Raw genomic sequence first — 25,935 nt, forward strand, 5'->3', positions numbered from 1 at the left:
CCTCTAAGAAAGTTCAAAAACCGTAATTTCTGGTTTTACACCCACTCTTCCCGGAAATGCCAAAACGCCAAAACCTCTATTGACATATAAATATTTACCAGCAGATTCATACAAATCTGCCCATTTTGGGTATTTGAATTTTACAGGAGACCATTTAAAATTCTTTAAATCGATGCCAAATTGCATTCCATGGGTATGACCAGATAGCGTGAGTTGTATATTACTAGGATGGTGTTTTACCACTTCATCAAAATGAGTAGGGTCGTGGCTCATTAATATTTTTACAGCATCTCTTGGGATTCCTCTAGCTGCTTGGTCTAAATCTCCAAATTGTGGAAATGGAGGAATACCCCAGTTTTCAACACCTAAAATATAGATTTTTTCTCCGTTTTTTTCTATAGAAATATGTTCGTTTTTCAGTAAGGTGAATCCAGCTTCTTTTTCGTATTTTTTTAAATTGGGAATATTTTGGGCTTTTTCTTCTTTAGAGTTCCAAGCACCATAATCTCCATAATCATGATTTCCTAGAATAGAGAATTTGCCATCTTTTGCCTTAATACTTTTGAATAACGGAACGAAAGGTAAAAATTCTTCAGCATAATTATTGACCATGTCACCCGTAAAAAGTACCAAATCTGCATCTTGCTCATTAATTAAATCAATCGCAGGTTGTAATTTTTCGGGGTTAAAAAAACTACCACTGTGTACATCTGAAATTTGTACAATTTTATAACCTTTGAAACTTTCGGGTAGGTTTTTAAGTTTAAGTTTTACTTTTCTGGCAGTGTGTCTGTATTTTCCGAAGACAATACCATCAATCACCAAAGCAGAAAAAATTCCTGCAGTAGCTAGAGCAGTGGTGCTGATGAATTTTCGGCGCTCTGGGAAATGTTTTTGCTCTAAAGTGAAATACTTGAATCCGAATTCAAAAATTCTGGAAATATCTCCTATTAAAAGAAAAATTAATGCAATAAACTTTGGAAGCATAAAAATCATCACCAAAGAAAGCAACAACTGAACCTGATGATGGTCTCTAGAAGCTCTATTGAAAGTGAGCATCTGGTAAAGCGTAAAACCATATATCAATAGCGTAATCACCCAATAGCCAAACCTTAACCAAGAGTTAGAAACCAGGTTTTTAAAAGCCTGATAGACATAAAATTCTATCAGAAAAAGTATTCCAAAAAGTAATAGAAATCTGTTTTGTACAGACATTAAGAAGGGGTTTTGTAAACAATGCAGTTAATGTTCATACCAGCACCTACAGAGCCCATCACAATATAACCTCCTTTTTTGAAGGCGTGTCCTTTCATTTCTCCTTTTGCTATTAAATCATACATGGTTGGGATGGTAGCTACAGAAGAATTTCCAAACTTTTGAATGGTCATCGGAGAAACCGCTTCATCATATTCTGATTTACCGAAAAGCTTAAATAATCTAGAAACCATCGCGTGATCCATTTTTGCATTGGCTTGGTGCATTAGGATTTTATCAATGTCTTCATCGGTAATACCTGCTTCGTCCATAGTTTCCTTTACCGCTGCTGGTACATTTTTAAGGGCGTATTCGTAGATTTTTCTACCATGCATTCTTATATACAGCTTGTCTTGGTCATCAGCACTAGGATTCAATGTTTTAGAGCATTCTAGATAATTCAATTCTTCTGCATTATCACAAACTGTATTGGTAGCAATAATCCCTATATTATCTTCTTCGGTTCTTTGTAGAACAACAGCGCCAGCACCATCAGCAAAAATTAATTTATTCCTATCATAAGGGTCTGTTACTCTGCTTAGCGTTTCGCCTCCTATCACCAAAATAGTTTTTGCTTTGCCTAATTTTAATAAATCATCTGCTAGAATTACTCCTTCTACCCAGCCTGGGCAACCGAATATCATATCATAAGTAATGCATTTTCTGTTTTTAATGCCCAATTTATGTTTTACTCTAGCAGCCATATTGGGCATGAAATTCGGCATTCCATTTTTTGAAACTTCACCGAAATTACTTGCATATATGATATAATCTATTTCTTCTTGTTCTATTCCTGCATCATAGATGGCTTCTTTTGCGGCTTCGTAGCCCAAATCAGAGTTCATCTTGTCTTCATCTATATACCTTCTCTCTTCAATTTCTGTAATATCTACAAATTTCTTGATTACTTCATCATTAGGTTTGTCTATTAGATCTCCAGCATCTGTGTAGAATGTAGAATTCATAAAATACGAACCATCTATTATTCTTTTTGGCACACAACTTCCTGATCCAATTATAACTGAACTTGGCATATTTTTTTGTTTTTTTTAAATAAATAGGGCACAAATTTATAAATTAAAATCATAACAACCACAAATAAAATTATTATTAAATTTGCAAAAAGTCTATTAATTGAACTTATGAAAAAAAATGCGCCATTAATTGGCTTTTTAGTAGCTTTCGGAGTGATGCTTATTGCATTTGCTATCTATTTTTTCTTTTTAGCGAAGAAAAATGAGTATTTGGTAGACAATCCTACTTCTAAAACTTTTTATTTTAAAGTAAATAACGGAGAAGAAAAAATTATTACATCTGGTCAATACATAAAAGTAGACCTGAACAGAGGTAAGAAAAATGAGATTAAAGTCTTTGACGAGAATAAGAAACTTCTTTTTGATTCTGCTTTTACCGTGAAAGAATACAGAGGATTGATTAATATTACCAATAGTGATTATTATATCCATCGCCAATTTTACGGTTATGTACCCAATAAAGACTCTCTTTTGGTTTCCAGCAGTTTCGAGTTAGATGGAGAAAAATTGCCAGGTCACGTTATTCATCATAAAAAATTGTATATTGAAGACTTTTATTACAATTTAGATGAAGACTATGATAAAGTCATCAAAAATATAGATAAAATAGAATCTCGAACCAAAATTTATAGAAAAGAGGATTTCAAAAACTTCTACAAAGAAAATTATCAATAATCAATTATCAACCATCAACCATCAATCATCAATCATCAATTATAAACCATGCAAGTAACCCCTTATAATACAGACCAAAGCAAAAAAACACAAGTAGAAGATATGTTCGATAACATAGCTCCGAAATATGATTTACTCAACCACGTTTTATCAATGAAAATAGACGTCTTGTGGCGAAATAATTTGGTAAAATGGATGAGAAAAGATGCTCCTAAATTGGTCTTAGATGTGGCTACAGGAACGGGTGATTTAGCAATAGCAGTTCAAAAAGGTTTAGAAGCCGAAGTGGTAGGACTAGACCTTTCTCAGCAGATGCTAAACGTAGGAATAGACAAAATCAAGAAAATAAATCTCTCTAATAAAATCACCATGGTGAAAGGTGATGCAGAAAATCTTACCTTTGAGGATAATAAATTTGATGCTGTTTCCGTTGCATTTGGAGTAAGGAATTTCGAAAACCTAGAAAAAGGTTTGGCAGAACTCAGAAGAGTGGTTAAGGAAAATGGAAGCGTTTATATTCTTGAATTTTCTAAAGTTGAAGGTTTTTTAGGCCCTTTTTATATGTTTTATTTCAAGAACATTTTACCACAAATCGGGAAATTAGTTTCTAAAGACAATAGAGCCTATACCTATCTTCCAGATTCTGTAAACGCATTTCCTTTTGGTGAAAAAATGAAACAAATTTTATTAGATACAGGTTTTAAAAAGGTAGAATACAAAAAGCAAAGCTTCGGTATTGCCACCATTTATAAAGCGACTAAATAAACACGTAATGAAGAAACTATTTGTAAAAATATTATTCGTAAGTCTATTGCAAACGTTCTTTTTGAGCAATGCGCAGATTTCTCAATTGTTTAGAAACAAAGACAGATTAGATAATCTAGAGGCATTTGATGAACAAACCTACAGCTGGGGTTTCTTTCTCAATATGAATAATTATGATTATAAAATAGTCCTAAACCCAAAATACGGTATTTACAACAAGCAAAATCTAGTTCAGTCTAAGCCTACTTATAGTTTCGGAGCGGGGCTAATTGGTAAAATGCGCCTTAATGAATATTTTGACCTAAGGGTAGAACCAGGTTTGCAATTTGTAGATAGAGAACTTACATTCAATACTCAAGTTAATTCTAGTGCATTAGTTCTTACCGATGCAGACAAAATCAGAAGGGTAAAATCTACCTATGTAGATGTACCTGTTTTACTAGAATTTCATGTGGATAGATGGTATAATTCTAGACCTTATGTAGCTGGTGGATTAAATTATATGATGAATTTGCAATCCAATTCTAGTGCTTCAGATGATAACCAACAAGGCATTTTCAGAACTACCACTCATAACTTTGGTTGGTCTGCTGAAATGGGCATTCAATTTTATTTTTCTAGATTTAAGTTGACCCCAGGTTTTAGAGGTACTTTTTTCTTTAATAATGAATTGGTGGCAGATAACCCAGGCACTCCACCATATTGGGCAGCTGCTATGAACACCATACAGACCAGAGCGTTTATGTTTGTCCTAAAATTTGAATAAAAAAAGAATTTTATCATCTCCCAAAGGATAAATTAAAAATACTTAAACATTTGATTTAAAGAAGATTCGGAAGAGTCTTCTTTTTTATTTAAAGTAAAACTTTAAATTAACATTAAATTTCTATTTATTTGAATTGTTTTTTTTATATTTTTGCATTAGTTAGAACAAACACCTGAATGCTTAAAGAATTAGAAACCAATTTTTCTTTGCTCGAAAAAAAGATTGATGAGGTGAGAAAAAACCAAAAAGATCTTTTAGAAAAATATGCAAGTTTGGCTAGTGATTATCATCAATTAAAAGCCAAATACGACGAAGAGCATAAAAAGAATCAGGAGTTAGTAGATGAACAAAAAAAGATAAAGTTAATTTCAGCAATATCAGGAAATCCTGACCACAATAGATTGATGAAAAACCACATCAATAGATTGGTAAAAGAGATAGATTCTTGTATTGCTCAACTTCAAAATAGTGGTCTGTAATGGAAATGAGAAGAATTACCATCAACATTGCAGGAAGAAATTATCCGCTCAATGTACCTGCTACCGAAGAAGAAACCCTTCGTAGAGTAGGTAAACAAATTGAAACGATGATTAGAGAGTTTGAAGCCAATTTTGATGTAAAAGATAAGCAAGATGCACTAGCCATGTGCGCTCTAAAATTAGGAGCTAATGCAGAAGTACATCAATTAAATAACGAAAAAATAATAAATAACACTAATGAAAGATTAACGAAACTTAATCAATTATTAGATGAAATAGAAAAGTAGATTTTTCTTTTCTATAAAATATTGCCTACAATAGTTCTAACACATTACAGGTAAACTCAACGCTAAACAATTACCGAACAAATGTCTTTGCAATGGCGTGCTGCATATCGCAGATTACAAAGCATAGAAATCAGTTCAAATCGTGTTGATTAGGAGTTTACTCTATATCATTGAACTGTTGTAGGTTTTTTATTGAATTAAAATTAAAAAAAAGAATAGATAATTCGAAACCCGAAACTCGGAACTCGAAACAAAATATAGACAATTAAAACTCAATATATATGACACTAACCGCTATTATTATCAGCATTGTGTGCTTAGTTGTAGGTTTTGTTATTGGATTTGTACTTTCCAAAAGCTCACTGAATTCTAAAGCAAAATTTATCGTAAAAGATGCTAAAAAAACTGCTGAAAACATTATAGAAAATGCGAATGTAAAGGCTGAAGCCATTAAAAAAGAAAAAGAAGCTCAGGCAAAAGTAAAATTCTTAGAACTCAAATCTCAGCATGACGAAAACATTCAATCTCGCGAGAAAAAAATGCAAGAAGCTGAGAAAAGAATCAGAGACAAAGAACAAAAACTAAATGACGAACTGAGCAAAACAGGTAAACTAGAAAAAGACCTTGAAAGACAAGTTGCTGAATACAACAAAAAACATGAAATTGTTGTAAAAAAACAACAAGAACTAGATGTAGCTACCGCTCAGAAAGTGGAAATGCTAGAAAAAATCTCTAACTATTCTGCCGAAGAAGCTAAAAACGAATTGGTAGAATCTATGAAAGCAGAAGCCAAAACCAGAGCTCAGGCTTACGTACAGAGCATCATGGAAGAAGCCCAACTGAATGCTAAAAATGATGCCAAAAAAGTGGTGATACAGACCATCCAAAGAATTGGTACAGAACAAGCCATAGAAAACTCTGTTTCTGTTTTTAATATTGAATCAGACGAGGTAAAAGGGAGAATCATTGGTAGAGAAGGTAGAAATATCCGTGCATTAGAAGCTGCAACCGGTGTAGAAATCATCGTAGATGATACGCCAGAAGCTATTCTTCTTTCTTGTTTTGACCCTGTAAGAAGAGAAATTGCAAGACTATCGCTTCACAAATTGGTGACAGATGGTAGAATTCACCCTGCTAGAATAGAAGAGGTGGTAGAGAAAACCAGAAAACAAATAGACGAAGAAATTATAGAAATCGGTAAACGTACCATCATAGATTTAGGAATTCATGGCTTACACCCAGAATTGGTGAAAATTGTGGGTAGAATGAAATACCGTTCGTCTTACGGACAAAACCTTTTGCAACACTCAAGAGAAGTTGCAAACATTGCTGCTACTATGGCTGCTGAACTAGGATTAAATGTGAAATTAGCCAAAAGAGCTGGTCTATTACACGATATAGGTAAAGTTCCTGAACAAGAATCAGAACTTCCTCACGCTTTGTTAGGAATGCAATGGGCTGAGAAATATGGCGAAAATCCTGAAGTGGTAAATGCCATAGGTGCTCACCACGATGAGGTAGAAATGACTTCTCTTCTTTCACCAATTATCCAAGTAGCCGATGGTATTTCTGGGGCTAGACCAGGTGCCAGAAGACAAGTGCTAGAATCATACATCCAAAGATTAAAAGACCTAGAAGCTGCGGCTTTAAGTTTCGAGGGAGTGTCTAGTGCATACGCCATCCAAGCTGGTAGAGAACTGAGAGTAATGGTAGAATCTGCGAAAGTAACAGACGAAGTTGCACACCAACTTTCATATGACATTTCTGAAAAAATTCAGAATGAATTAACCTATCCTGGTCAAGTGAAAATAACCGTAATTAGAGAAACTAGAGCTGTAAATATCGCTAGATAATGATGGCTTTCAGTTGTTAAAATAAAACTCCTTCCATTTTTTTGGAAGGAGTTTTTTTATTTACAGAAATGGCTTCATTTCGTCTTCTATCTGTTTTCTCAGGTCCATCAACTTGATGGCGTATTGTTCCAACTGTTTTTCTTGCTCGGTTTCTGGGACAAATTTTGGTACTTCTACCGTATTGCCCTCATCATCTACCGCAACAAAAACAATAATACAATGCGTTTTTTTCTCAAAATCTTTGCGTTTTATATTCCTTGAAAATACATTAATGGCGATATGCATACTGCTCTTGCCAGTGTAAATGACTTCGGCTTCTACTTTTACAATATGCCCAATTTTGATAGGAGAAAAGAATCTAATGCCACCAACATAAACCGTGACGCAATAACTAGAACTCCAAGAGCTTGCGCAGGCATATCCCGCTTGGTCTATCCACTTCATTACACTGCCACCGTGTACATTCCCTCCATAGTTGACATCTCCCGGTTCTGAGATGAATTGAAAAATCGTTTTGTTGGTCATTCCTAAAAATTTTCAATAAAGATATTCAATAATTTTCTAAATACTAGGATAAATCTTACATTTGACAGATGAAAAAAGTATTTTACCTAAAAACTTGTGATACTTGTCTTAAAATTTTAAAGCAATTTGATTTAAACGACTGGGAAAAACGAGAAATAAAAACACAGCCCATTACAGAAGAAGAGATAGAAGAAATGTACAAAGTTTCTCAATCCTACGAAGCGCTCTTCAATAAAAAATCTACCCAAATAAAACTTCAAGAATTAGATTTAAAATCAATGCAAGAAGCAGATTTCAAAGAATTATTAATGAACCACTATACCTTCTTGAAACGTCCTGTTTTTGTAACAGATAAAGAAATTTTTATTGGAAATGATAAAGAAAATATATCTAATCTTAAAAGATATTTTGCATCGTAATGTACAAATTTCTGTTTTTGATACTGTTTTTTGGACTTCAATTAAAAGCTCAAACGGTATATAAAACACCTTCCGGGAGTAAATATCATTTAGCTTCTTGCAGAATGGTAAAAAATGTTTCTTCTGAAATTTCTTTATCTAAAGCATCTGAATTAGGTTTGTCCCCTTGTAAAATTTGTAATCCTCCTATTTCTTCCGTTTATGGTATTGTTTCTAAACCCAAAAAAGTGAACGGAGTAAATTCTAAAAACAGATGCAAAGGAGTTACAAAATCTGGAAAAAGATGTAAACATTATACAAGAATAGGAAATGATTATTGCTATCAACATCAACCATAAAAAAACGTTCAAGTGTAAATCTTGAACGTTTTTTTTATTGATCGAAATTTGCTGATTAAACAAACGGCAATTTCACCACTTTTGCTGGAATATTCTTATTTCTAATTTGTATAAAAATTTCACTGCCTAGTTTATAATGTGGTGCAGCTACATAAGCCAAACCTACGCCTATTTTCTTCATTGGGCTCATGGTACCAGAAGTTACTTTTCCTATTTCATTTCCCTCTGCATCTACCACCAAATAATCATGTCTTGGGATGGCTTTTTCTTGCATTTCGAAACCAACTAGTTTTCGGGAAATGCCTTCTTCTTTTTGTTTTAAAAGAAATTCTTTATCTACAAATTCTTTATCAAATTTGGTAATCCATCCTAATCCTGCTTCTAGCGGAGAGGTAGTGTCATCGATATCGTTTCCGTAAAGGCAAAACCCTTTTTCTAATCTCAATGTATCTCTAGCTGCCAATCCACAAGGAATCAACCCAAATTCTTCGCCAGCAACGGTTAATTCATCCCAAAGTTTTTCTGCAAATTCATTTTTGAAATAAATCTCAAAACCACCACTGCCCGTATAGCCTGTATTAGAAATAATCACGTTTTCTACACCTGCTACACTTCCTACGGTAAAATGATAATAAGGAATTTCAGATAAGTTGGTTTCGGTTAATTTTTGTAATGTTTCCGTTGCTTTCGGACCTTGTATCGCGATGAGTGAAGTCTCTTCTGATACATTGGTCATTTTCGCCCCGAATTTTTCATTGTAAGCAGAAATATGATTCCAATCTTTTTCAATATTAGAAGCGTTGACCACCACAAAATATTTTTCGTCTTCTATTTTATAGACAATTAAATCATCTACAATTCCGCCATTTCCGTTAGGTAGACAAGAGTATTGCGCTTTACCGTTTTCTAGATTTTCTACGTTATTGCTGGTTACATATTGCAACAAATCTTTAGCAGAAGCCCCTTCTACGTAGAATTGCCCCATATGCGAAACATCAAAAATTCCTACTTTTTCTCTTACCGCAAAATGTTCTTCGGTAACCCCAGAATATTGCACAGGCATTTCAAAACCTGCAAAAGGAACTATTTTAGCACCTAGTGAAACGTGTTTGTTATACAACGCAGTTTTATTCATTTTAAACTATTTTTTATTTAAGATTTATTATTTTTTTAATTTGCAATTTTAAAACTTCCATCTCCCATCTCCCATCTTCCATCATCCATCAACCATCAAAAATGATGTTGATATTCCTCCAAAATAATTTTAAACCATTCTGTGAAATGTTCAGGGTGGGTTCTCATTTCTTCGTCTAAATCTTGCATAGAAATATACCTTACTTCTGACACTTCTTCTGGATTAAGATGGAAATCTGCTTCATAGTTTCCTACAAAAACATGATCTAGTTCGTGCTCCCATAGGTTTTGCCCTACATCAGCTTTGTAGATAAACCAAAATTTTTCTTCCAAATGGCAGTCTATCCCTAGTTCTTCTTTTATTCTTCGGTGGGCAGCTTCTTCGTAGGTCTCATCAACTCTTGGGTGAGAGCAACAAGCATTCGTCCATTGATTGGGTGAATGGTATTTTTCGGCAGCTCTCTTTTGCAAAAGCATTTCGCCTTTAGAATTGAAAAGGAATACAGAAAAAGCACGGTGCAAGATTCCATTTTCGTGGGCTTGCATTTTTTCCATAAGACCTAAAACTTCGTCTTTTTCGTTGACTAAAACTACTTTTTCTTCCATAAATATTAGAATTCCCAAATTTAATTATTATAAATGAGATAGAGAATTATTTTTGTCCTTTCTCTTTTCTCTAGTGTTTTTGCAGTTTTGTTAATAATTAATTAACATATAGAGCAGTTCTTTGAGGAGTTTTTTATACTTTTTTCTATAACTTTGAGGTCTCAAAATTTAAAAAAATAAAAATTAAATAAAATGAAGATTTTAGCAAATGACGGTTTGAATCAATCTGGAGTTGATGCTTTACAACAAAATGGTTTTGAGGTAATTACCAATAAAGTTCCTCAAGAAAATTTAATCAATTACATTAATGAAAATCAAGTAGCTGTACTTTTGGTAAGAAGCGCTACCCAAGTGACCAAAGAAGTGATAGACGAGTGTCCTTCCATCAAAATTATTGGTAGAGGTGGTGTAGGAATGGATAACATAGAAGTAGATTACGCCAAAAGTAAAGGAATTAGTGTGATTAATACGCCTGCAGCTTCGTCTGGAAGTGTGGCAGAATTGGTTTTCTCACATTTATTTTCAGGAGTGAGATTTTTACAAGATTCTAATAGAAAAATGCCTGTTTCTGGAAATACAGAGTTTGCAAAACTGAAAAAAAACTACGAAAAAGGAATGGAACTTCGTGGTAAAACCATAGGTATTGTCGGTATTGGTAGAATTGGTCAAGAAGTGGCTAAAATAGCTTTCGGTCTTGGGATGAATGTAAAAGCAGCAGATGCTTTTATAGAAAATGTAGAAATTAAACTTGATTTCCCTAACAATCAATCGGTGGTTATTCCTATAAAAACTGAACCTCTAGAAAATGTGTTAAACGAATCTGATTTTGTGACGTTGCACGTTCCTGCCCAGAAAAATGGAGCATTGCTTGGCAAAGAAGAATTTGCTAAAATGAAAGATGGAGTAGCGGTGGTTAACTGTGCTAGAGGAGGTGTAATAGATGAAGAAGCTTTGATGGAGGCGCTAGATTCTGGTAAAGTTTCTTTCGCTGGTTTAGATGTTTTTGTAAACGAACCTACACCATCTGCTAAAGTGCTTTCTCATTCTAAAATCTCTCTTACACCACACATTGGTGCTGCTACAGAAGAGGCACAAGACAGAATCGGGACAGAATTGGCAGCGCAGATTTCTGCTATTTTGAAATAAAAGAAAATAACCCTTTTATATAATAAAAGTGCTTGATTATCAAGCACTTTTTTGTTTATGCCAAATTGCTCATTAGAATATAGAAAGTCCCAAAGGGACGATTTAATAAAGGATAGGACGAAAGTCCTATTTACATAAAATATAACATTTATTGTCTAATGCGTAATTTTGTTTATAAAATCATGGTCAACTGAATTCTTTTTCTTTGTTCGTCTATTTCCAACACTTTTACCTGTACGTGTTGATGCAGTTTCACCACCTCATTCACATCCGAAACAAAACCATCTTTCAGTTGAGAAATATGCACCAAACCACTTTCTTTAATGCCTACATCTACGAAACAACCGAAAGCCGTGATATTGTTCACAATTCCGGGTAAAATCATTCCGATGTGCAAATCTTTGATGGTTTTCACATTTCTATCAAATTCAAAAACTTTGGCAGATTTCCTTGGGTCGAGTCCGGGTTTTAAAAGTTCCTTTAAAATGTCTTTAATTCCGAGAATTCCGATGTCTTCGGTAATGTATTTTTCAGGGTTAATTTGGTCAATTTTTTCTTTATTGGCAATGAGTTCTTCGGTTTTCAAACTCAAATCTTTCGCCATTTTTTCTACCAAAGCATAAGCTTCGGGATGCACCGCAGAATTATCTAGCGGATTTTTAGCATTTTTAATTCTTACGAAAGCTGCTGCTTGTTGATAGGCTTTTTCGCCCAATCTCGGTACTTTTTTCAAATCTTTTCTGGAGGTGAAAGCACCATTTTCAGCACGGAAATTCACAATATTTTCCGCCATTTTTTCACCAATTCCAGAAACGTAGGAGAGAAGAGATTTACTTGCGGTATTGAGGTTAATGCCTACAGAATTTACACAAGAAATCACCGTATTATCTAGTTTTTCTTTGAGTTTAGTTTGGTCTACATCATGTTGATATTGGCCAACGCCAATTGATTTTGGGTCTATTTTTACGAGTTCAGCAAGAGGATCAGAAAGTCTTCGGCCAATAGAAACCGCACCACGAACCGTAACATCATAATTCGGGAATTCTTCCCTTGCCAATTTACTCGCAGAATAAACAGAAGCTCCCGCTTCAGAAACCACGAAAACCTGTAAATCTCTATCAAAACCAATTTTCTTGATGAACTGCTCTGTTTCTCTACTTGCCGTTCCGTTTCCTATGGAAATGGCTTCTATATGGCAAGAATTGACGAGAGATTTTATTTTTTTCATTGCCATTCCAGCTTCGTTTTGTGGAGCGTGCGGAAATATGGTTTCGTTGTGCAAAATATCGCCTTTTTCGTCCAGACAAACTACTTTGCAACCGGTTCTATAGCCTGGGTCAATTGCCAAAATTCTTTTTTCACCAAGCGGAGCGGCCAATAACAATTGTTGCAGATTTTCTGCAAAAACATCTATCGCTTTGATGTCCGCTTTTTCTTTGGCTTCTTGCAACGCTTCGTTAGAAATAGCGGGCTCTAACAATCTTTTGTAGGAATCTGCAATCGCCAATTTTATTTGTTGGGCGCAATCGTTATTGGTTTTTATCACCGCATTTTCCATCATTTCTAGAGCTTCGTCTTTTTCTACATCTACCGAAACTTTTACAAAACCTTCATTTTCTGCTCTTAGCATGGCGAGAAGTCGGTGAGAAGGCGTTCTATTGAGCGGTTCTTGCCAATCAAAATACTGGGAGAATTTCTGGGCATCTTCTTCCTCTTTTTTGGTTTTCACTACTTTGGTAGCTATCACTGCTTTTCTTTGGAATAGTCTTCTCAGATTTTTTCTGATGTATAGATTTTCATTGAGCCATTCTGCAATAATATCTCTTGCGCCTTGTAAAGCTTCGTCTTCATCGGCTACATCTTTGCTCAAATATTTAGTGGCAAGATATTCTACATCATCAGATTTTTGAGACATAATGATTTTGGCCAATGGTTCTAAACCTTTTTCTCTGGCAGCATCAGCTTTGGTTTTTTTACGTTTTTTGTAGGGAAGATAGAGGTCTTCAATTTCCTGTAAATCAAAACTTTGATTAATTTTTTGTGAAAGTTCTGGCGTAAGAGCATTCTGCTCTTCAATCGATTTTAAAATGCTTTCTTTACGCTTTACAATTTCATCAAAAATTTTATTGAGTTTATAGATTTGTTCGATGGCTACTTCGTCCAGATTGCCTGTTTTGTCTTTTCTATAACGGGCAATGAAAGGAATGGTGCAGTCTTCAGAAAGCAACTGAAGGGTGTTCTCTATGCTTTTGGTAGGGAGTTGTAAACGTTCTTTTATGTATTGTTCTGCGGTCATTGTATCAATTTTCGAGGTGCTAAAATACGAGGGATTTTTAGAAAAATCAATGCAAGGGATTAAATTGTCCAGAATTGTCTAGTTTTGACCACTATTGACCACTATTGACCACTATTGTCCAGAAATGTCCGCAAATGTCCAGTTTTGTCCAGTTTTGTCCACCCCTCTTTTAGAATCTTTCGAGTCTTCTTCGAGACTTCTTCGGGTGTTCTTCGGAAAAAGAGACGTTTTTCCGAAGAAGTCTCGAACAAGACCAAAAGAAATGCAAGAAAATTTTTTGTTTTTGGGGATTTAGGTTCAATGATTTTCATCAATTTCATCAATTTTCCGACTTCCCGTATTTCGCATTCATAAATTTTATTTAAATTTGATAAAAAACAAATAAGCATTGACTCAAAATCATAACCAATAAAATATTTACAATTTTTTACAAACGAATATTTTGTTATAAATCAATAATTTAGTATCGTGTCTCTTGTATTTTTGAGTTAGCGGTCAGTGTAAAACGAAAATTAACAGAAATGAATAGACAAAATTTAAATTTCTTAATTGGAATCTTATTAGTCTTGTTGAATTCCTGCAAGACGACACAAACAAGTGTGCTTGTCGCTGACAGTTATGACGAAAAGAAAAATCAAACAACTTTGACTTTGTTGCCCTATGGTAATATTGTTTTTCCAGAAAAATGGGCAAAAACAAGTTACAATCAAGTAAGCAAACAGCATTTCTTTACAAACAACGAATCGACAACAATTGCAGTAACTAAAAATCCAAAGGATAAATATCCGTTTTATAAAAATAACCAGACAGACAATGAATTTGTGACTGACTTTGTAAAATGGGACGCAGAGTATTGGCAAAAAATAGGCTTGAAGGTTACGACTGTTGACAACCAAGCGGACAAAGGTTACATTTTGTGGCAAGCAAAAAGCGATGAGAAAAACGTGAATACAATTTTTCTTTTTGGTTGTAAAAATGGTTTCGCTTACAACTTTTCAGGGACTTCAGAAAAATGGACTGAAACAAAAATTAAGGACTTTTTAGTGCGACTATTTAATGACAACTAAGACTTTAGAGAAAGAACATTTAACCCGCTCTGCAAAGTTTGCAACTTTGAGCCATGATAAAAAGTAACAAATGAATTTTGGAAATATAGTAATTATGATGAAAAGACTGGCTCAAAGTCATAGAATGTGTATCGATTAATTTTTCGCATTAAGGAAGATTCTATTTATTTAAGTTTATTATTATGTACAAGAAGTATATTTCAATTTTGATTATTTTGTTCGTTCTTTTCAAAGGTTTTAATTTGTTCATGTTAATTATTAATGATTATAAAATAAAGCACAATGAAAACACATTAGTTTTGCCAATAGAGAAGACTGAAAATTCTATCAGTTACAAGTTTGGGAATAATATTATTTCATTTGATTTAAATAATTTTTCTGAATTTAATCAGCAACGTAAGCTTGATGTATATCTTCTAGGGTATTCTTTTAACTATTCTCTAGAAACAGGTACTAAAAATTATAATTTAGAAAAAAATAGAGATGGTAGTTCTATTTTAGTTCTCGATAAATTAATTTATAAAAAAAAATATTTTTTTTATAAAAAACAAGAGATTGTAAAGTTTAAAATTAGATTGGATAAACATAAAAAATATCAAATGTATTATTCATTATTAAACATTAATTAAAAATAAATTACATTTTAGTGGTGCAAAGTTTTCTACTTAAAGTAACAAAAATGAATTTAAAAAGCAGACAAACGATGATGTGTAAGTTTGGCTCAAAGTCATGAAACTTTGAGCAGCGGATGTTATCGGCAATCTTATGAAAAATCGCATATCAATAATATTATTTTTTATTTTAACTCTATTTTGCTGCAGAGCCAAAAAGAATTCTAATGGAAAATCAGAATACACCCCTATTGCAAGTGTTTCTGTTCCAATGGAAGACGAAGAAAAAAAATATTGGGATTCATTGTGTAACTCCCAAACAAGACAGGCTAATGAAGATATTAAGAAAAATAAGATATTCTACACTCATTTATATGGAATGGTCGATGAGTATAGAAGTGATATGGAAATGGACTCAATATTAAGTAAATACTCAATCGGCATCAAAACTGATGGATATTATTGCACTATTCCTTGGAATCAACAAAATTGCTATGGAAAAGTGATGGAAAAAGAAATTCAAAAAAGGTATGGAATAAAATTTATTGACTCTTTAAGACAGGTTGCTGAAAAGATTTATATGCACAAGCATAGAAACGATGTTTTTAAATTTCAAGATTGCGATATGACATCTAGATATCCAGGAACAGACGATTATTCAGAATTTTTAGAAAATTACAAAAATGATTTTTTCAAAACCTTTAAATATCCTGCAAATTTTAAATTTAAAAATGAAAAATACTATTCCTATTCCAATGCCTATTTTATTTTGTGGAAAGATGGAAGAATAACAAACTTGAAAATAGAATCTACATTTCAAAATAAAGAAAATGAAAAATATAAAGTTGAAATTGAAGAACAAATACAAAAATTTATAAATAGAACAAAATGGAAACCCGCAACAGCAGTTGGGACTCCAGTAAATAGTGAAATGGAATTGCTATTTCATTACAAATAAAGACTGTTGATAATAATCCTGCTCTCCAAAGTTTGCAACTTTGAGCAGATTAAAAAACACTAATAAAGTTTGCAACTTAGAGCAAAACAATCATAACAAAATTTTGTTATGGTTTAATCACCGTAAATACATCAGCTCAATATCATCAACCACTTATCATAATTATTAGTATTTACTACCGTTTCATCTATCATTTTTTTGGTTTGTTACCCCAAATACATTAAAACTTTCATTTTCAAAAAAATACTGTCAAAAATCAGGAGATTATCTTTGAAAAAATAAATTATAAACAAAAATATAATAGTAAATTTGAAAAATTTTTAAAAGCAAAAATTTTCAATAATTTAGAAGTGAAAAAAGTTGATAAAACTTACAAAAAAATTAATATTAAAATGAAAAGAGTATTAGTAGCAACAGGAGGTGGAGATTGTCCAGGATTAAATGCTGTAATGAGAGGTATAGTAAAAAGAGCGTCTCAAGAAAAAGATTGGGAAGTGGTAGGAAGCATCAATGCATATGATGGAGTATTGAAAGAACCAACAGAAATTATGGTTTTAGATGATAAAACCGTAGCCGGAATTCATAAAGATGGAGGTACCATTATAGGTACTACCAATAAAGGTGGACCATTTGCGTGGCCTTATAAAAATAAAGATGGTGTTTGGGAAGCAGTAGACCGTTCAGATGAAATGGTGCGCAAATTGCAATATCTTGGCGTAGATGCGGTAATCAGCATTGGTGGTGATGGCTCACAAAGAATATCTCAACAATTGTACGAAAAAGGACTCAACATCATTGGGGTTCCAAAAACGATTGATAATGATTTGTCTGCTACCGATTTTACCTTCGGTTTTCAAACTGCGGTACAAATTGCTACTGAAGCGGTAGATAGATTGGTGACTACAGCTGCCAGTCATAACAGAGTTTTGGTATTAGAAGTTATGGGAAGATATGCCGGTTGGATTGCCTTGCACGCTGCCATTGCAGGTGGTGCAGAAGTTTGTTTGATTCCTGAAATTCCTTATGATATCGAAAAAGTAGTAAAAAGACTAAACGATAGATACAACAAAGGTAAAGGAAATGCTATTGTAGTGATTGCAGAAGGTGCCATACCAAAAGGGGGAAGTTTACTCTCTGAAGTAAGTGATGAAGTAGGCTACGAAAATTTAAGATTAGGAGGAGTAGCTCATAAATTAGTCAGAGATTTGAAATCTATAGGTTTTGAGGCAGATATGCGCGAAACAGTTTTAGGACATTTACAAAGAGGAGGTACACCTACGGCTTATGATAGAATTTTAGCCACTCAGTTTGGGGTAAAAGCATTTGAAATGGTCTTGAATGAAGAGTATGGTCAGATGGTAGCTTACCGTCATCCAAATATTATTTCGGTACCTTTCAAAGAAGCGATAGACCGTCCTAACTTTGTAGACCCAAATTGTGATATGGTGAAAACCGCAAAAGGAGTAGGCATTAGTTTTGGAGATTAGTTCCATCAAATTTCTATTTCATAAGATAATTTTACACTGGAAAAAATACTTCCAGAGTTCAAAAATATAAAAGCCAACTTCAGGATAATGAAGTTGGCTTTGTTTTTATTAGTTTTTTCTAAATGATGGAAATATTGCTGTTTTATGGTTTTATTGTTAATAAAAATTTGTTATTTTTGTTTTAAAATTATCAAAATATGAAAAAAATATTATTCTTTTTAGCATTTATGCAATTTGTCTTTTCGTTTGCGCAATCAGATATTACAGTAGGCGGAACTAGTGGTTATAACAATGCATTAGGAGTTTATAAATTTTATAATACAATCAATGGAAAACCCAGTTATATAAAATTAATTTCAGATCCCAGTCTAATTACTACCGAATGGGAATGTGCTGGTGTTAATGAAGAATTTTATATGATTTTGTGGACTGGTAGTGATTGGAAATGGCAGAGATTTTACTACGGAAACGGTTCACTTGCAGAATGGTTTTTGGGAGAGTGTTTGTTAAAAGCAGGTTTAACATATGAAGGAATGGCTACTTCCATTGATTATTCATCTAACCTATCATTAAATACTAGCGATACACCCAAGCCAGGTTGTTTAGGCTGGTTAGGAAATAGTACTCCTTCTTTTTCTGAATCTGATTGTTCCATAATAAGTAATCTAGGGTTAGATAATAATATTTTAAAAAATAACATAGTTTTCTATCCAAATCCAGTAAAAGATATGTTTAATATTAAATTTAATAAAACCATCTCTACAATAGATTTAAGTTTATTAGATATGTCTGGGAAAATATTACTTAAAAAATCTTATGATAATACCAAATCTATAGAACTTAATGTAACACAACCAAAAGGTATTTATTTTGTAAAATTATCTAATAAAGATAGTATGGATGTACTGATTAAAGTAATTAAAGAATAAAATCTTGCCGTACAAAATTTTTCTAATGCCAAGGATTTTTAATTCGGAAGTTTATTTTCAAAACTCTCGATTTTCAAAACAAATTCATAATCAGTATTTTAACTTAATATTAATCTTCTGGTCATAGGTTTCCAACTTCCAACTTTTTTCCGTACTTTTGCACCTTCAAAAAATGAATATGCAAAATATTAGAAACATCGCAATTATTGCTCACGTAGACCACGGTAAAACCACTTTGGTTGATAAGATTATCCATGCTACTCATGTTTTCAGAGAGAATCAAGAATCTGGAGATTTGATTATGGATAACAATGACTTGGAAAGAGAGAGAGGAATTACCATTCTTTCTAAAAACATCTCTGTTACGTATAAAGATACTAAAATCAATGTAATCGATACGCCAGGACACGCCGATTTTGGTGGTGAAGTAGAACGTGTGCTTAAAATGGCTGATGGGGTTTTGCTATTGGTAGATGCTTTCGAAGGACCAATGCCTCAAACCAGATTCGTTTTGCATAAAGCTTTAGAATTGGGTCTTAAACCAATTGTGGTAATCAATAAAGTGGATAAAGAAAACTGTCGTCCAGATGAAGTTCACGACAAAGTTTTCGACTTGTTTTTTGCATTAGATGCTACCGAAGAACAATTAGATTTCCCTACGTTCTACGGTTCTTCTAAACAAGGTTGGTTCAATACTTCTTTAGAGCCTACAGATAATATTTTACCAATTCTTGATGGTATTTTACAATACGTACCTGCACCAAAAGTAGAAGAAGGTAGCCTTCAAATGCAAGTGACTTCTCTAGATTATTCTTCGTTTTTAGGAAGAATAGCCGTAGGTAAAGTAACCAGAGGTTCTATCAAAGAATCTCAATGGATTGGTTTAGCACAAGAAAATGGCAATATCTTAAAAGGAAAAGTAAAAGAATTATATATTTTCGAAGGATTAGGTAAGAAAAAAGTTACTGAAGTACAAGCGGGTGATATCTGTGCTGTAGTTGGTTTTGATGCCTTCCAAATTGGGGATACTTTCGTAGATTTAGAAAATCCAGAACCATTGACTAGATTGTCTATTGACGAGCCTACACTGAATATGACTTTCTCTATCAACAATTCTCCTTTCTTTGGTAAAGATGGTAAATATGTTACTTCTAATCACCTGAAAGAAAGATTAGAAAAAGAATTAGAGAAAAACTTAGCCTTAAGAGTAGAGCAAACCGAAGATGCAAACACTTTCCTAGTTTTTGGTAGAGGTATTCTTCACTTGTCGGTTCTTATTGAAACAATGAGAAGAGAAGGCTACGAAATGACGATTGGTCAGCCACAAGTTATTCTACATGATGTAGACGGAGAAAACCACGAACCTTACGAAAGTTTGGTGGTAGATGTTCCAGACGAATACGCTTCTAGAGTAATCGATTTGGCTACCCAAAGAAAAGGTGACCTACACATTATGGAAACCAAAGGTGAAATGCAACACTTAGAATTCGAAATTCCTTCAAGAGGTTTAATCGGATTGCGTTCTCAGATGTTGACTGCAACTGCAGGTGAAGCGATTATGGCGCATAGATTCACAGATTATAAGCCTTTCAAAGGTGCTATTCCGGGAAGAAATAATGGGGTTTTGATTTCTAAAACGCAAGGTCCTTGTACAGAATATTCTATCGCAAAATTGCAAGATAGAGGTAAGTTTTTTGTAGACCCGGGCGAAGAAATTTATGCAGGGATGATTATTGGTGAGCAAAACAAACCTGGTGATTTGGTGGTAAACATTGTGGAAGCAAAACAGCTAAACAATATGCGTGCTGCCGGTAAAGATAAAGACGGAAACATTGCTCCAAAAATCTTATTCTCTCTAGAAGAATGTATGGAATACATCCAAGCAGATGAATGTATAGAAGTGACGCCAAACTTCATCAGAATGCGTAAAAAAATACTTTCTGAAGAAGATAGAAAACGTGCCGAAAGACAAGCAAAATAAATAAACAAAAGGCGATTCTCTCATAAGAATCGCCTTTTTTATTGTCAAATTTCTATTTGTTTTTTATTGGAAATAAGTAACTTTGTACAAATCAAAATTCAAAAAAACAATATGAACCATAGAAAGCTACTCCTTTTTATCCTCTTTTTTACTTTTTATAGCGGTTTCTCGCAATCTTATAAACCAATAGATACAGCAGATTACATTTTAAGAAATGATTTTCTGAAAATTGCAAAAGACAAAAATAACATCCTTATCAAAGGTTTTAAAAATAGGTATCAAAGCAAAGTTGTTAATAAACTAGAAAAATATTACAACGAATTCTTTGCTGAGTTTGAAAAAGATGTTAAAAATAAAGATTATACTTTTAAATCTGATTTTGATAGAGAAATAGATGCGATAATTGCAGAGCTCAAAAAAAATAATTCTCAAATTCCTCAGAATCTAAAGGTTCTAATTGCCAAAGATAATATGCCCAACGCTTATTGCATGCCAGATGGAACTTTTATCATCAATATGGGTTTGTTTAATTGGTTAAATAATAAAGACCAAGTGGCGAGTGTTATTTGCCACGAAATAGCACATAATATTCTAGAACATTCTTTGAATTTGTTGGTAGAGCAAATACAAGAAGATACCAACGATAAAACCACCATCGAAAACCTAAAATCTGTTACAGTAAACAAGTCTAGTACTGCTTTTGAAATTTTTAAAAACAGAGTTTACAAAAAAGGAATAGAAAAGAGACAGCAAGAAGTAAAAGCAGATTCTTTGGGATATGTACTTTTTAAAAATTCAGGATTTAAGAAAATAGAATTTCTGAATGCCCTTAATAATCTTAAAGATTTTGATTCTATCTCGCCAAGAGAACTTAAAGTAGAAACCTATAAAATGCTTTTTGATGTTCCCAATCATCCTTTTAAAGAAAAATGGATGAAGTCAGAAGATTTTTCTCTCTATAATTATGATTTTTACAAAGAAAAATTAGATAAAGATTCTTTGGCTTCACATCCTGAGATGTCTAAGAGAATAGAGATTCTTCAAAAAAACTTTAAAGAACTTACTTCTTCTGAAGCTCCTTTGAAACCAGATGCTAATTTCGAAAATTTACAGAAGATTGCCAGAATGGAGATTTTGCCCAATTTATTTCATTCCGAAGATTATGGCATAGCAGTCTATGTTTCTATGCAGTTTTTGCAAGACAAAGAAGAAGAAGAATATTATAAAATGTGGCTGGGGAAGCTTTTTGATAAGATATATCTTGCCCGTAAAAATTACAACCTCAACCGATATTTAGATAGGGTAGAGCCCACGAAACAGAGCAAAAGTTATCAGCAATTTCTCAATTTTATGTGGAACTTAAGTATAGATGATATTAAAAATATTGCAGATTTTTACAACAAAAAAGGAACTTCTTAGAAGCTCCTTTTTTTATGTGTTAGTTAGTAATTTAATCTTTCTAACCTAATTTTATTGAATTTTTCTTTTTCGTTAAATTCTCTCAAAAGAATATATCCATCTTTTGCAACGTATGGAATTACGGTAAAGTTGTCTTTTTCAGAGATTTGTACTTTTTCTTGATTGAACTGTCCGTTTATTAAAGTATTGATGAAGAGATTCCAGTTTTTTTCTTTTGTATTTTCATCTTTTTGTAAATCTCGATAAAAGAAAACGACATCTTTTCCATCATTTAAATATTGAGAAAAAAGGTAATCTGCATTGATTGCCCATTTTGTTTTTTCTTTTTTGAATACTTTTGCTCCACTCAGTTTGAAATCTTTGTCTGTGTAAGCATATACCAAATCTGTGGTTTTAGGTGCGTTATATTCTCCTTCTGGTTTCAATTTTTCCATTAAAATACCCACACTTCCGTCTTCTAAGAAATAAAAATCTTTGATGTCTAGGCGATAGCCACTTCCAACTTCTCCGTACTCATTAATCTCTGGGACGGTTGTTTTTAAATCAATGTAATTTAATTCTTGAATACTAAAATCTAAGTTTTTTTTGTCGAGTACAAATCTTACAAAACCAGTATGTCTGAAAATGTTTTGATAGTTCTTAAAAACCATTACTATTTTATCATCAAACGTTTTATCATTATCTACACTTTCAATATAAGAGTATACATGGGTCATGTTTTCCAAGCTCTCTTTAGAAAGCCCAACGATAGGTTGTTGAGATACTACTTTTCCGGTTTTTATATCCATAATTTGCAGAAAAAAAGATTTTTCTCTTTTTACTTCTTTGGTGAGAATACAATAAATGTAATTTTCATCTTTTTCGAAAATTCTTATCGATTCAGAGTTCTTTTTATTACCTTCTGTGTTGTATTTATAAGTCCACAAAAGGTTTTTGTTTTCGTCATATCTTAATAGATTTTCGTTGTTGGTATAGTTTCCATAGTCATTAAATTCAAAAACTAAGAATCCTCCTTCTTTAATCTCATACACTACAGAAATATAATTGTAACCTTTAAGTTTTTTTTCGGCCTTATCTTCTTTTCTAGAGTCTCTCACGTTTTTAGGCTCTGTCTCTTCGGTAAATTTACCATCTTTATAATCATAATAGATTTTGTTTTTGATAGAGTTTTCTGCAAGATTTATTTCTTTGGAACGTGGATAGAAAAAATCTTTATCTTTTACGACGAAACGGTCTGTTGTAGGATATAAGACCAACTTTTTTCTGAAATCGATGTACCCGAAATAGTCTTTAGTGGTAATATCACCCTCAAATTCTTTATTGGCTACCGGATTTAAGTTTTTGTCTAAAATCACATATTCAAATTTTTTAGTTTTGTCTCCAGATTTTCCATATCCATATAATGCTATATAGCCATAGAGGTTGCTGTTGTCGTCAAAAAGTGCATTAAATCCTAAGTAATCTCCTTTTGCTAAAGAATAAAGGTCTTGAGTTTGGGCAAAAATAAAAGTGCTAAAAAGCACTACAATAAAAGTGATTAATTTTTTCATGGTTTTGATTAAAAGTAAGATTCAAATATAAGAAGATTTCACGGTAAAATAAATAAAATAGTGGCTCTTTTTCTTTGGTGAAGCCTTTTTTACTAAATTTGAATAATAAACAAAAAAAAGAGAATAAATTTTTAACAATGATTAAATTTTTTTTCTTAAATATCAAATCATTTTATTTTTATACACGATCTAATGCAAAAACACATCCTAAGAATCTCTTGCTCTGACCAAAAAGGCTTAATTTATAAAATCTCGAATGTCCTTTTCGAAGAAGGTTTTAATGTAGAAAGAAATGACGAATTTGTAGATGCCGAAAAGAATCTTTTCTTTATGAGAACCGAGTTTTCTGGGGATTGCCAAGTAGATGATTTGAAAACCAAACTTCAAAATATTTTACCTGAAGATGCCAAAGTAGAATTGTCTCTTAAAAAGGTGAAAAATGTCGTGATTTTGGTTACCAAAGAACACCACTGCCTTTCTGATTTATTGATTAGGAACGAATTTAACGAAATGAATTTCAATGTTTTATCGGTAATTGGTAATTATGAAACATTGAAAAACTTAACCCAAAAATTCAATGTTCCTTTCCATTACGTTCCTGCCGAAAATATTTCCAGAGAAGAACACCAACAGAAAATTGCAGAAATTCTACAACAATACGATTTTGATTATATCGTCTTGGCAAAGTTTATGAGAATCCTCACGCCTGAATTTGTCAAAAAATTCAAACATAAAATCATCAATATCCATCATTCGTTTTTGCCAGCATTTATCGGAGCAAATCCTTACAAACAAGCCCACGAAAGAGGTGTGAAAATGATTGGCGCAACCTCACATTTCGTAACCGATGATTTAGATGAAGGCCCAATTATTTATCAAGACATCATCAAGGTCAATCATGCACAAAACGCCAAAGATTTAGCCAAACTGGGCAAAGAAGTAGAGAAAAAAGTATTAGCCGAAGCTTTGAAATTGGTGTTCAATGATAAAGTTTTTATCGATGATAATAAGACAGTGATTTTTGAGTAAGATTTTATTGTAAATTAAAGATTTATACACGTAGAATTTATGATTTGAATATAATATTCAATTTAAAACCCTATCTTTGCAAACCTTTAATTTTTAACAAGCAGAAAGCCAAAAGCCAACTGCCAAAAGCAATTAGCAAATATGAAATCCATTAGGATTGCATAGCCCCATAATATAATAAACAAGTACGCTATGAAATGTGGAATTGTAGGTTTACCAAACGTAGGTAAATCAACCTTATTTAACTGTTTAAGCAACGCAAAAGCTCAATCTGCCAACTATCCGTTTTGTACGATTGAGCCTAACCTAGGAACCGTTTCTGTTCCTGATACTAGACTTTTTGAACTAGAAAAATTAGTGAATCCAGAGAGAGTTTTACCAGCAGTGGTAGAAATTGTAGATATCGCAGGTTTGGTAAAAGGCGCTTCTAAAGGCGAAGGTCTTGGCAACCAGTTTTTGGCAAATATCAGAGAATGTGAGGCAATTATTCACGTTTTAAGATGTTTCGAAAATGGTAATATCGTTCACGTAGAAGGTTCGGTAGACCCTCTCAGAGATAAAGAAATTATCGATATAGAACTTCAATTAAAAGATTTAGAAACACTAGGTAAAGTGGTAGATAAAGCGAAGAAATTCATTAAATCTGGAAAAAAAGAAGATATCTTAACCTACGAAACGCTACAGAATTTACAAAAATTCGTAGAAGATGGTAAAAACGTAAGAGAATTCCCAACCGATGATTTTACACAATCGATTATTGATGAGGTGCATTTATTGACCAAAAAACCTGTGCTTTACGTTTGTAATGTAGATGAGAATTCCATCAAAAACGGAAACGAATGGATTGCCAAAATCGAAGAAATGGCAGCTAAAGAAAACGCTGAAGTGGTGGTTTTAGCAGCTCAAATAGAAGCTGACATCAATGAACTGGAAACTTTCGAAGAAAGACAAATGTTCTTAGAAGAACTAGGTCTAGAAGAACCAGGCGTGAACAGACTCATCAGAAAAGCTTACGATTTATTGCATCTTCAAACGTATTTTACAGCGGGGGTGAAAGAAGTAAGAGCTTGGACCATTGGTAAAGGTTGGACTGCTCCTCAAGCTGCAGGGGTAATTCACACTGATTTTGAAAAAGGTTTCATCAGAGCAGAAGTAATTGGTTATGATGACTTTGTAACCTACGGCTCTGAAGCTAAAGTAAAAGAAGCGGGTAAAATGCGTGTAGAAGGTAAAGAATACATCGTAAAAGATGGTGATGTAATGCATTTCCGTTTTAATGTATAAAACAAAAACTAAATTCAATATAGATAAAACTTCAATCGAGCAA

Annotated in this window: 25 protein-coding genes; 18 read left to right on the top strand and 7 right to left on the bottom strand. The window is 33.0% G+C overall.

The features are described from left to right. Positions 1–3: 3 nt before the first annotated feature. Both IEW40_RS00335 and IEW40_RS00340 read right to left on the bottom strand, forming a co-directional pair. Positions 4–1,215 carry a metallophosphoesterase gene (locus tag IEW40_RS00335; protein WP_188616085.1) on the bottom strand — a complete coding sequence of 404 codons (1,212 nt, stop codon included), beginning with the start codon at positions 1,213–1,215 and terminating at the stop codon, positions 4–6. Next, positions 1,215–2,288 (bottom strand): 3-oxoacyl-ACP synthase III family protein, encoded by a 1,074-nt coding sequence (locus IEW40_RS00340; protein ID WP_188616086.1) that lies wholly within the window; start codon positions 2,286–2,288, stop codon positions 1,215–1,217. Before IEW40_RS00340 ends, IEW40_RS00335 begins: the two co-directional genes overlap by 1 nt. 108 nt (positions 2,289–2,396) lie before the next feature. Here IEW40_RS00340 and IEW40_RS00345 point away from each other — a divergent pair, with 108 nt between their 5' ends. The 6 genes from IEW40_RS00345 to rny all read left to right on the top strand — a co-directional run bounded on the left by IEW40_RS00345 (position 2,397) and on the right by rny (position 7,113). Then, complete coding sequence (locus IEW40_RS00345) at positions 2,397–2,963, top strand: hypothetical protein (protein WP_188616087.1); 567 nt, start codon at positions 2,397–2,399, stop codon at positions 2,961–2,963. 48 nt (positions 2,964–3,011) lie between these two features. After that, positions 3,012–3,728, top strand: coding sequence for a bifunctional demethylmenaquinone methyltransferase/2-methoxy-6-polyprenyl-1,4-benzoquinol methylase UbiE (gene ubiE / locus IEW40_RS00350; protein ID WP_188616088.1), 717 nt, complete (start codon positions 3,012–3,014; stop codon positions 3,726–3,728). A 7-nt stretch (positions 3,729–3,735) separates the two neighbouring features. Further along, positions 3,736–4,494: a type IX secretion/gliding motility protein PorT/SprT gene (gene porT / locus IEW40_RS00355; protein ID WP_188616089.1), complete on the top strand. Its 759-nt coding sequence runs from the start codon at positions 3,736–3,738 to the stop codon at positions 4,492–4,494. A 176-nt stretch (positions 4,495–4,670) separates the two neighbouring features. After that, positions 4,671–4,973: a hypothetical protein gene (locus IEW40_RS00360; protein WP_188616090.1), complete on the top strand. Its 303-nt coding sequence runs from the start codon at positions 4,671–4,673 to the stop codon at positions 4,971–4,973. Further along, positions 4,973–5,260, top strand: a complete 288-nt coding sequence (locus IEW40_RS00365) for a cell division protein ZapA (RefSeq protein WP_188616091.1) — start codon at positions 4,973–4,975, stop codon at positions 5,258–5,260. The genes IEW40_RS00360 and IEW40_RS00365 overlap by 1 nt, the downstream gene beginning before the upstream one ends. Positions 5,261–5,541: 281 nt before the next feature. Beyond that, on the top strand, positions 5,542–7,113 hold the full coding sequence (gene rny, locus IEW40_RS00370; RefSeq protein WP_188616092.1) for a ribonuclease Y: 1,572 nt from the start codon (positions 5,542–5,544) through the stop codon (positions 7,111–7,113). Between the two features lie 60 nt (positions 7,114–7,173). On the opposite strand, the gene IEW40_RS00375 is transcribed toward rny, so the two are convergent. Continuing rightward, positions 7,174–7,638, bottom strand: a complete 465-nt coding sequence (locus IEW40_RS00375; protein ID WP_188616093.1) for an acyl-CoA thioesterase — start codon at positions 7,636–7,638, stop codon at positions 7,174–7,176. A gap of 68 nt (positions 7,639–7,706) precedes the next feature. On the opposite strand from IEW40_RS00375, the gene IEW40_RS00380 reads away from it, so the two are divergent. Together IEW40_RS00380 and IEW40_RS00385 are read left to right on the top strand one after the other, a co-directional pair. Further along, positions 7,707–8,057 carry an arsenate reductase family protein gene (locus IEW40_RS00380; RefSeq protein WP_188616094.1) on the top strand — a complete coding sequence of 117 codons (351 nt, stop codon included), beginning with the start codon at positions 7,707–7,709 and terminating at the stop codon, positions 8,055–8,057. A gap of 17 nt (positions 8,058–8,074) precedes the next feature. Then, a complete protein-coding gene (locus IEW40_RS00385; protein ID WP_188616095.1) occupies positions 8,075–8,395 on the top strand; it encodes a hypothetical protein in 321 nt (106 codons plus the stop codon). 55 nt (positions 8,396–8,450) lie between these two features. Here the strand turns inward: IEW40_RS00385 and gcvT are convergent, their stop codons facing one another. Together gcvT and idi are read right to left on the bottom strand one after the other, a co-directional pair. Continuing rightward, a complete protein-coding gene (gene gcvT / locus IEW40_RS00390) occupies positions 8,451–9,530 on the bottom strand; it encodes a glycine cleavage system aminomethyltransferase GcvT (protein ID WP_188616096.1) in 1,080 nt (359 codons plus the stop codon). A 95-nt stretch (positions 9,531–9,625) separates the two neighbouring features. Beyond that, positions 9,626–10,135 (bottom strand): isopentenyl-diphosphate Delta-isomerase, encoded by a 510-nt coding sequence (gene idi, locus IEW40_RS00395; protein WP_188616097.1) that lies wholly within the window; start codon positions 10,133–10,135, stop codon positions 9,626–9,628. Positions 10,136–10,327: 192 nt separating this feature from the next. Between idi and IEW40_RS00400 the strand changes: the two genes are divergently transcribed. After that, positions 10,328–11,281 carry a D-2-hydroxyacid dehydrogenase gene (locus IEW40_RS00400; RefSeq protein WP_188616098.1) on the top strand — a complete coding sequence of 318 codons (954 nt, stop codon included), beginning with the start codon at positions 10,328–10,330 and terminating at the stop codon, positions 11,279–11,281. Positions 11,282–11,453: 172 nt separating this feature from the next. Here IEW40_RS00400 and IEW40_RS00405 read toward each other — a convergent pair whose 3' ends face one another. Further along, a complete protein-coding gene (locus IEW40_RS00405; RefSeq protein WP_188616099.1) occupies positions 11,454–13,577 on the bottom strand; it encodes a Tex family protein in 2,124 nt (707 codons plus the stop codon). A gap of 521 nt (positions 13,578–14,098) precedes the next feature. On the opposite strand from IEW40_RS00405, the gene IEW40_RS00410 reads away from it, so the two are divergent. The 7 genes from IEW40_RS00410 to IEW40_RS00440 all read left to right on the top strand — a co-directional run bounded on the left by IEW40_RS00410 (position 14,099) and on the right by IEW40_RS00440 (position 22,029). Further along, positions 14,099–14,644, top strand: a complete 546-nt coding sequence (locus tag IEW40_RS00410) for a hypothetical protein (RefSeq protein WP_188616100.1) — start codon at positions 14,099–14,101, stop codon at positions 14,642–14,644. Positions 14,645–14,826: 182 nt separating this feature from the next. Then, entirely contained in the window at positions 14,827–15,273 is a 447-nt protein-coding gene (locus tag IEW40_RS00415) for a hypothetical protein (protein WP_229663337.1), read from the top strand. Between the two features lie 136 nt (positions 15,274–15,409). Continuing rightward, positions 15,410–16,213: a hypothetical protein gene (locus IEW40_RS00420; protein WP_188616102.1), complete on the top strand. Its 804-nt coding sequence runs from the start codon at positions 15,410–15,412 to the stop codon at positions 16,211–16,213. Positions 16,214–16,605: 392 nt separating this feature from the next. Next, positions 16,606–17,700 (top strand): 6-phosphofructokinase, encoded by a 1,095-nt coding sequence (locus tag IEW40_RS00425; RefSeq protein WP_188616103.1) that lies wholly within the window; start codon positions 16,606–16,608, stop codon positions 17,698–17,700. A gap of 197 nt (positions 17,701–17,897) precedes the next feature. Next, positions 17,898–18,629: a T9SS type A sorting domain-containing protein gene (locus tag IEW40_RS00430; RefSeq protein ID WP_188616104.1), complete on the top strand. Its 732-nt coding sequence runs from the start codon at positions 17,898–17,900 to the stop codon at positions 18,627–18,629. A gap of 178 nt (positions 18,630–18,807) precedes the next feature. After that, positions 18,808–20,610, top strand: a complete 1,803-nt coding sequence (gene typA, locus IEW40_RS00435) for a translational GTPase TypA (RefSeq protein WP_188616105.1) — start codon at positions 18,808–18,810, stop codon at positions 20,608–20,610. Between the two features lie 111 nt (positions 20,611–20,721). Continuing rightward, positions 20,722–22,029: a M48 family metalloprotease gene (locus tag IEW40_RS00440; protein ID WP_188616106.1), complete on the top strand. Its 1,308-nt coding sequence runs from the start codon at positions 20,722–20,724 to the stop codon at positions 22,027–22,029. A gap of 23 nt (positions 22,030–22,052) precedes the next feature. On the opposite strand, the gene IEW40_RS00445 is transcribed toward IEW40_RS00440, so the two are convergent. Beyond that, complete coding sequence (locus IEW40_RS00445) at positions 22,053–23,579, bottom strand: hypothetical protein (RefSeq protein WP_188616107.1); 1,527 nt, start codon at positions 23,577–23,579, stop codon at positions 22,053–22,055. A gap of 192 nt (positions 23,580–23,771) precedes the next feature. On the opposite strand from IEW40_RS00445, the gene purU reads away from it, so the two are divergent. Further along, a complete protein-coding gene (gene purU / locus IEW40_RS00450) occupies positions 23,772–24,608 on the top strand; it encodes a formyltetrahydrofolate deformylase (protein WP_188616108.1) in 837 nt (278 codons plus the stop codon). Between the two features lie 192 nt (positions 24,609–24,800). Next, positions 24,801–25,892 (top strand): redox-regulated ATPase YchF, encoded by a 1,092-nt coding sequence (ychF, locus tag IEW40_RS00455; protein WP_188616109.1) that lies wholly within the window; start codon positions 24,801–24,803, stop codon positions 25,890–25,892. Positions 25,893–25,935 lie beyond the last annotated feature (43 nt).

Source organism: Cloacibacterium rupense (assembly GCF_014645495.1).
GTDB classification, from domain to species: Bacteria; Bacteroidota; Bacteroidia; order Flavobacteriales; family Weeksellaceae; genus Cloacibacterium; species Cloacibacterium rupense.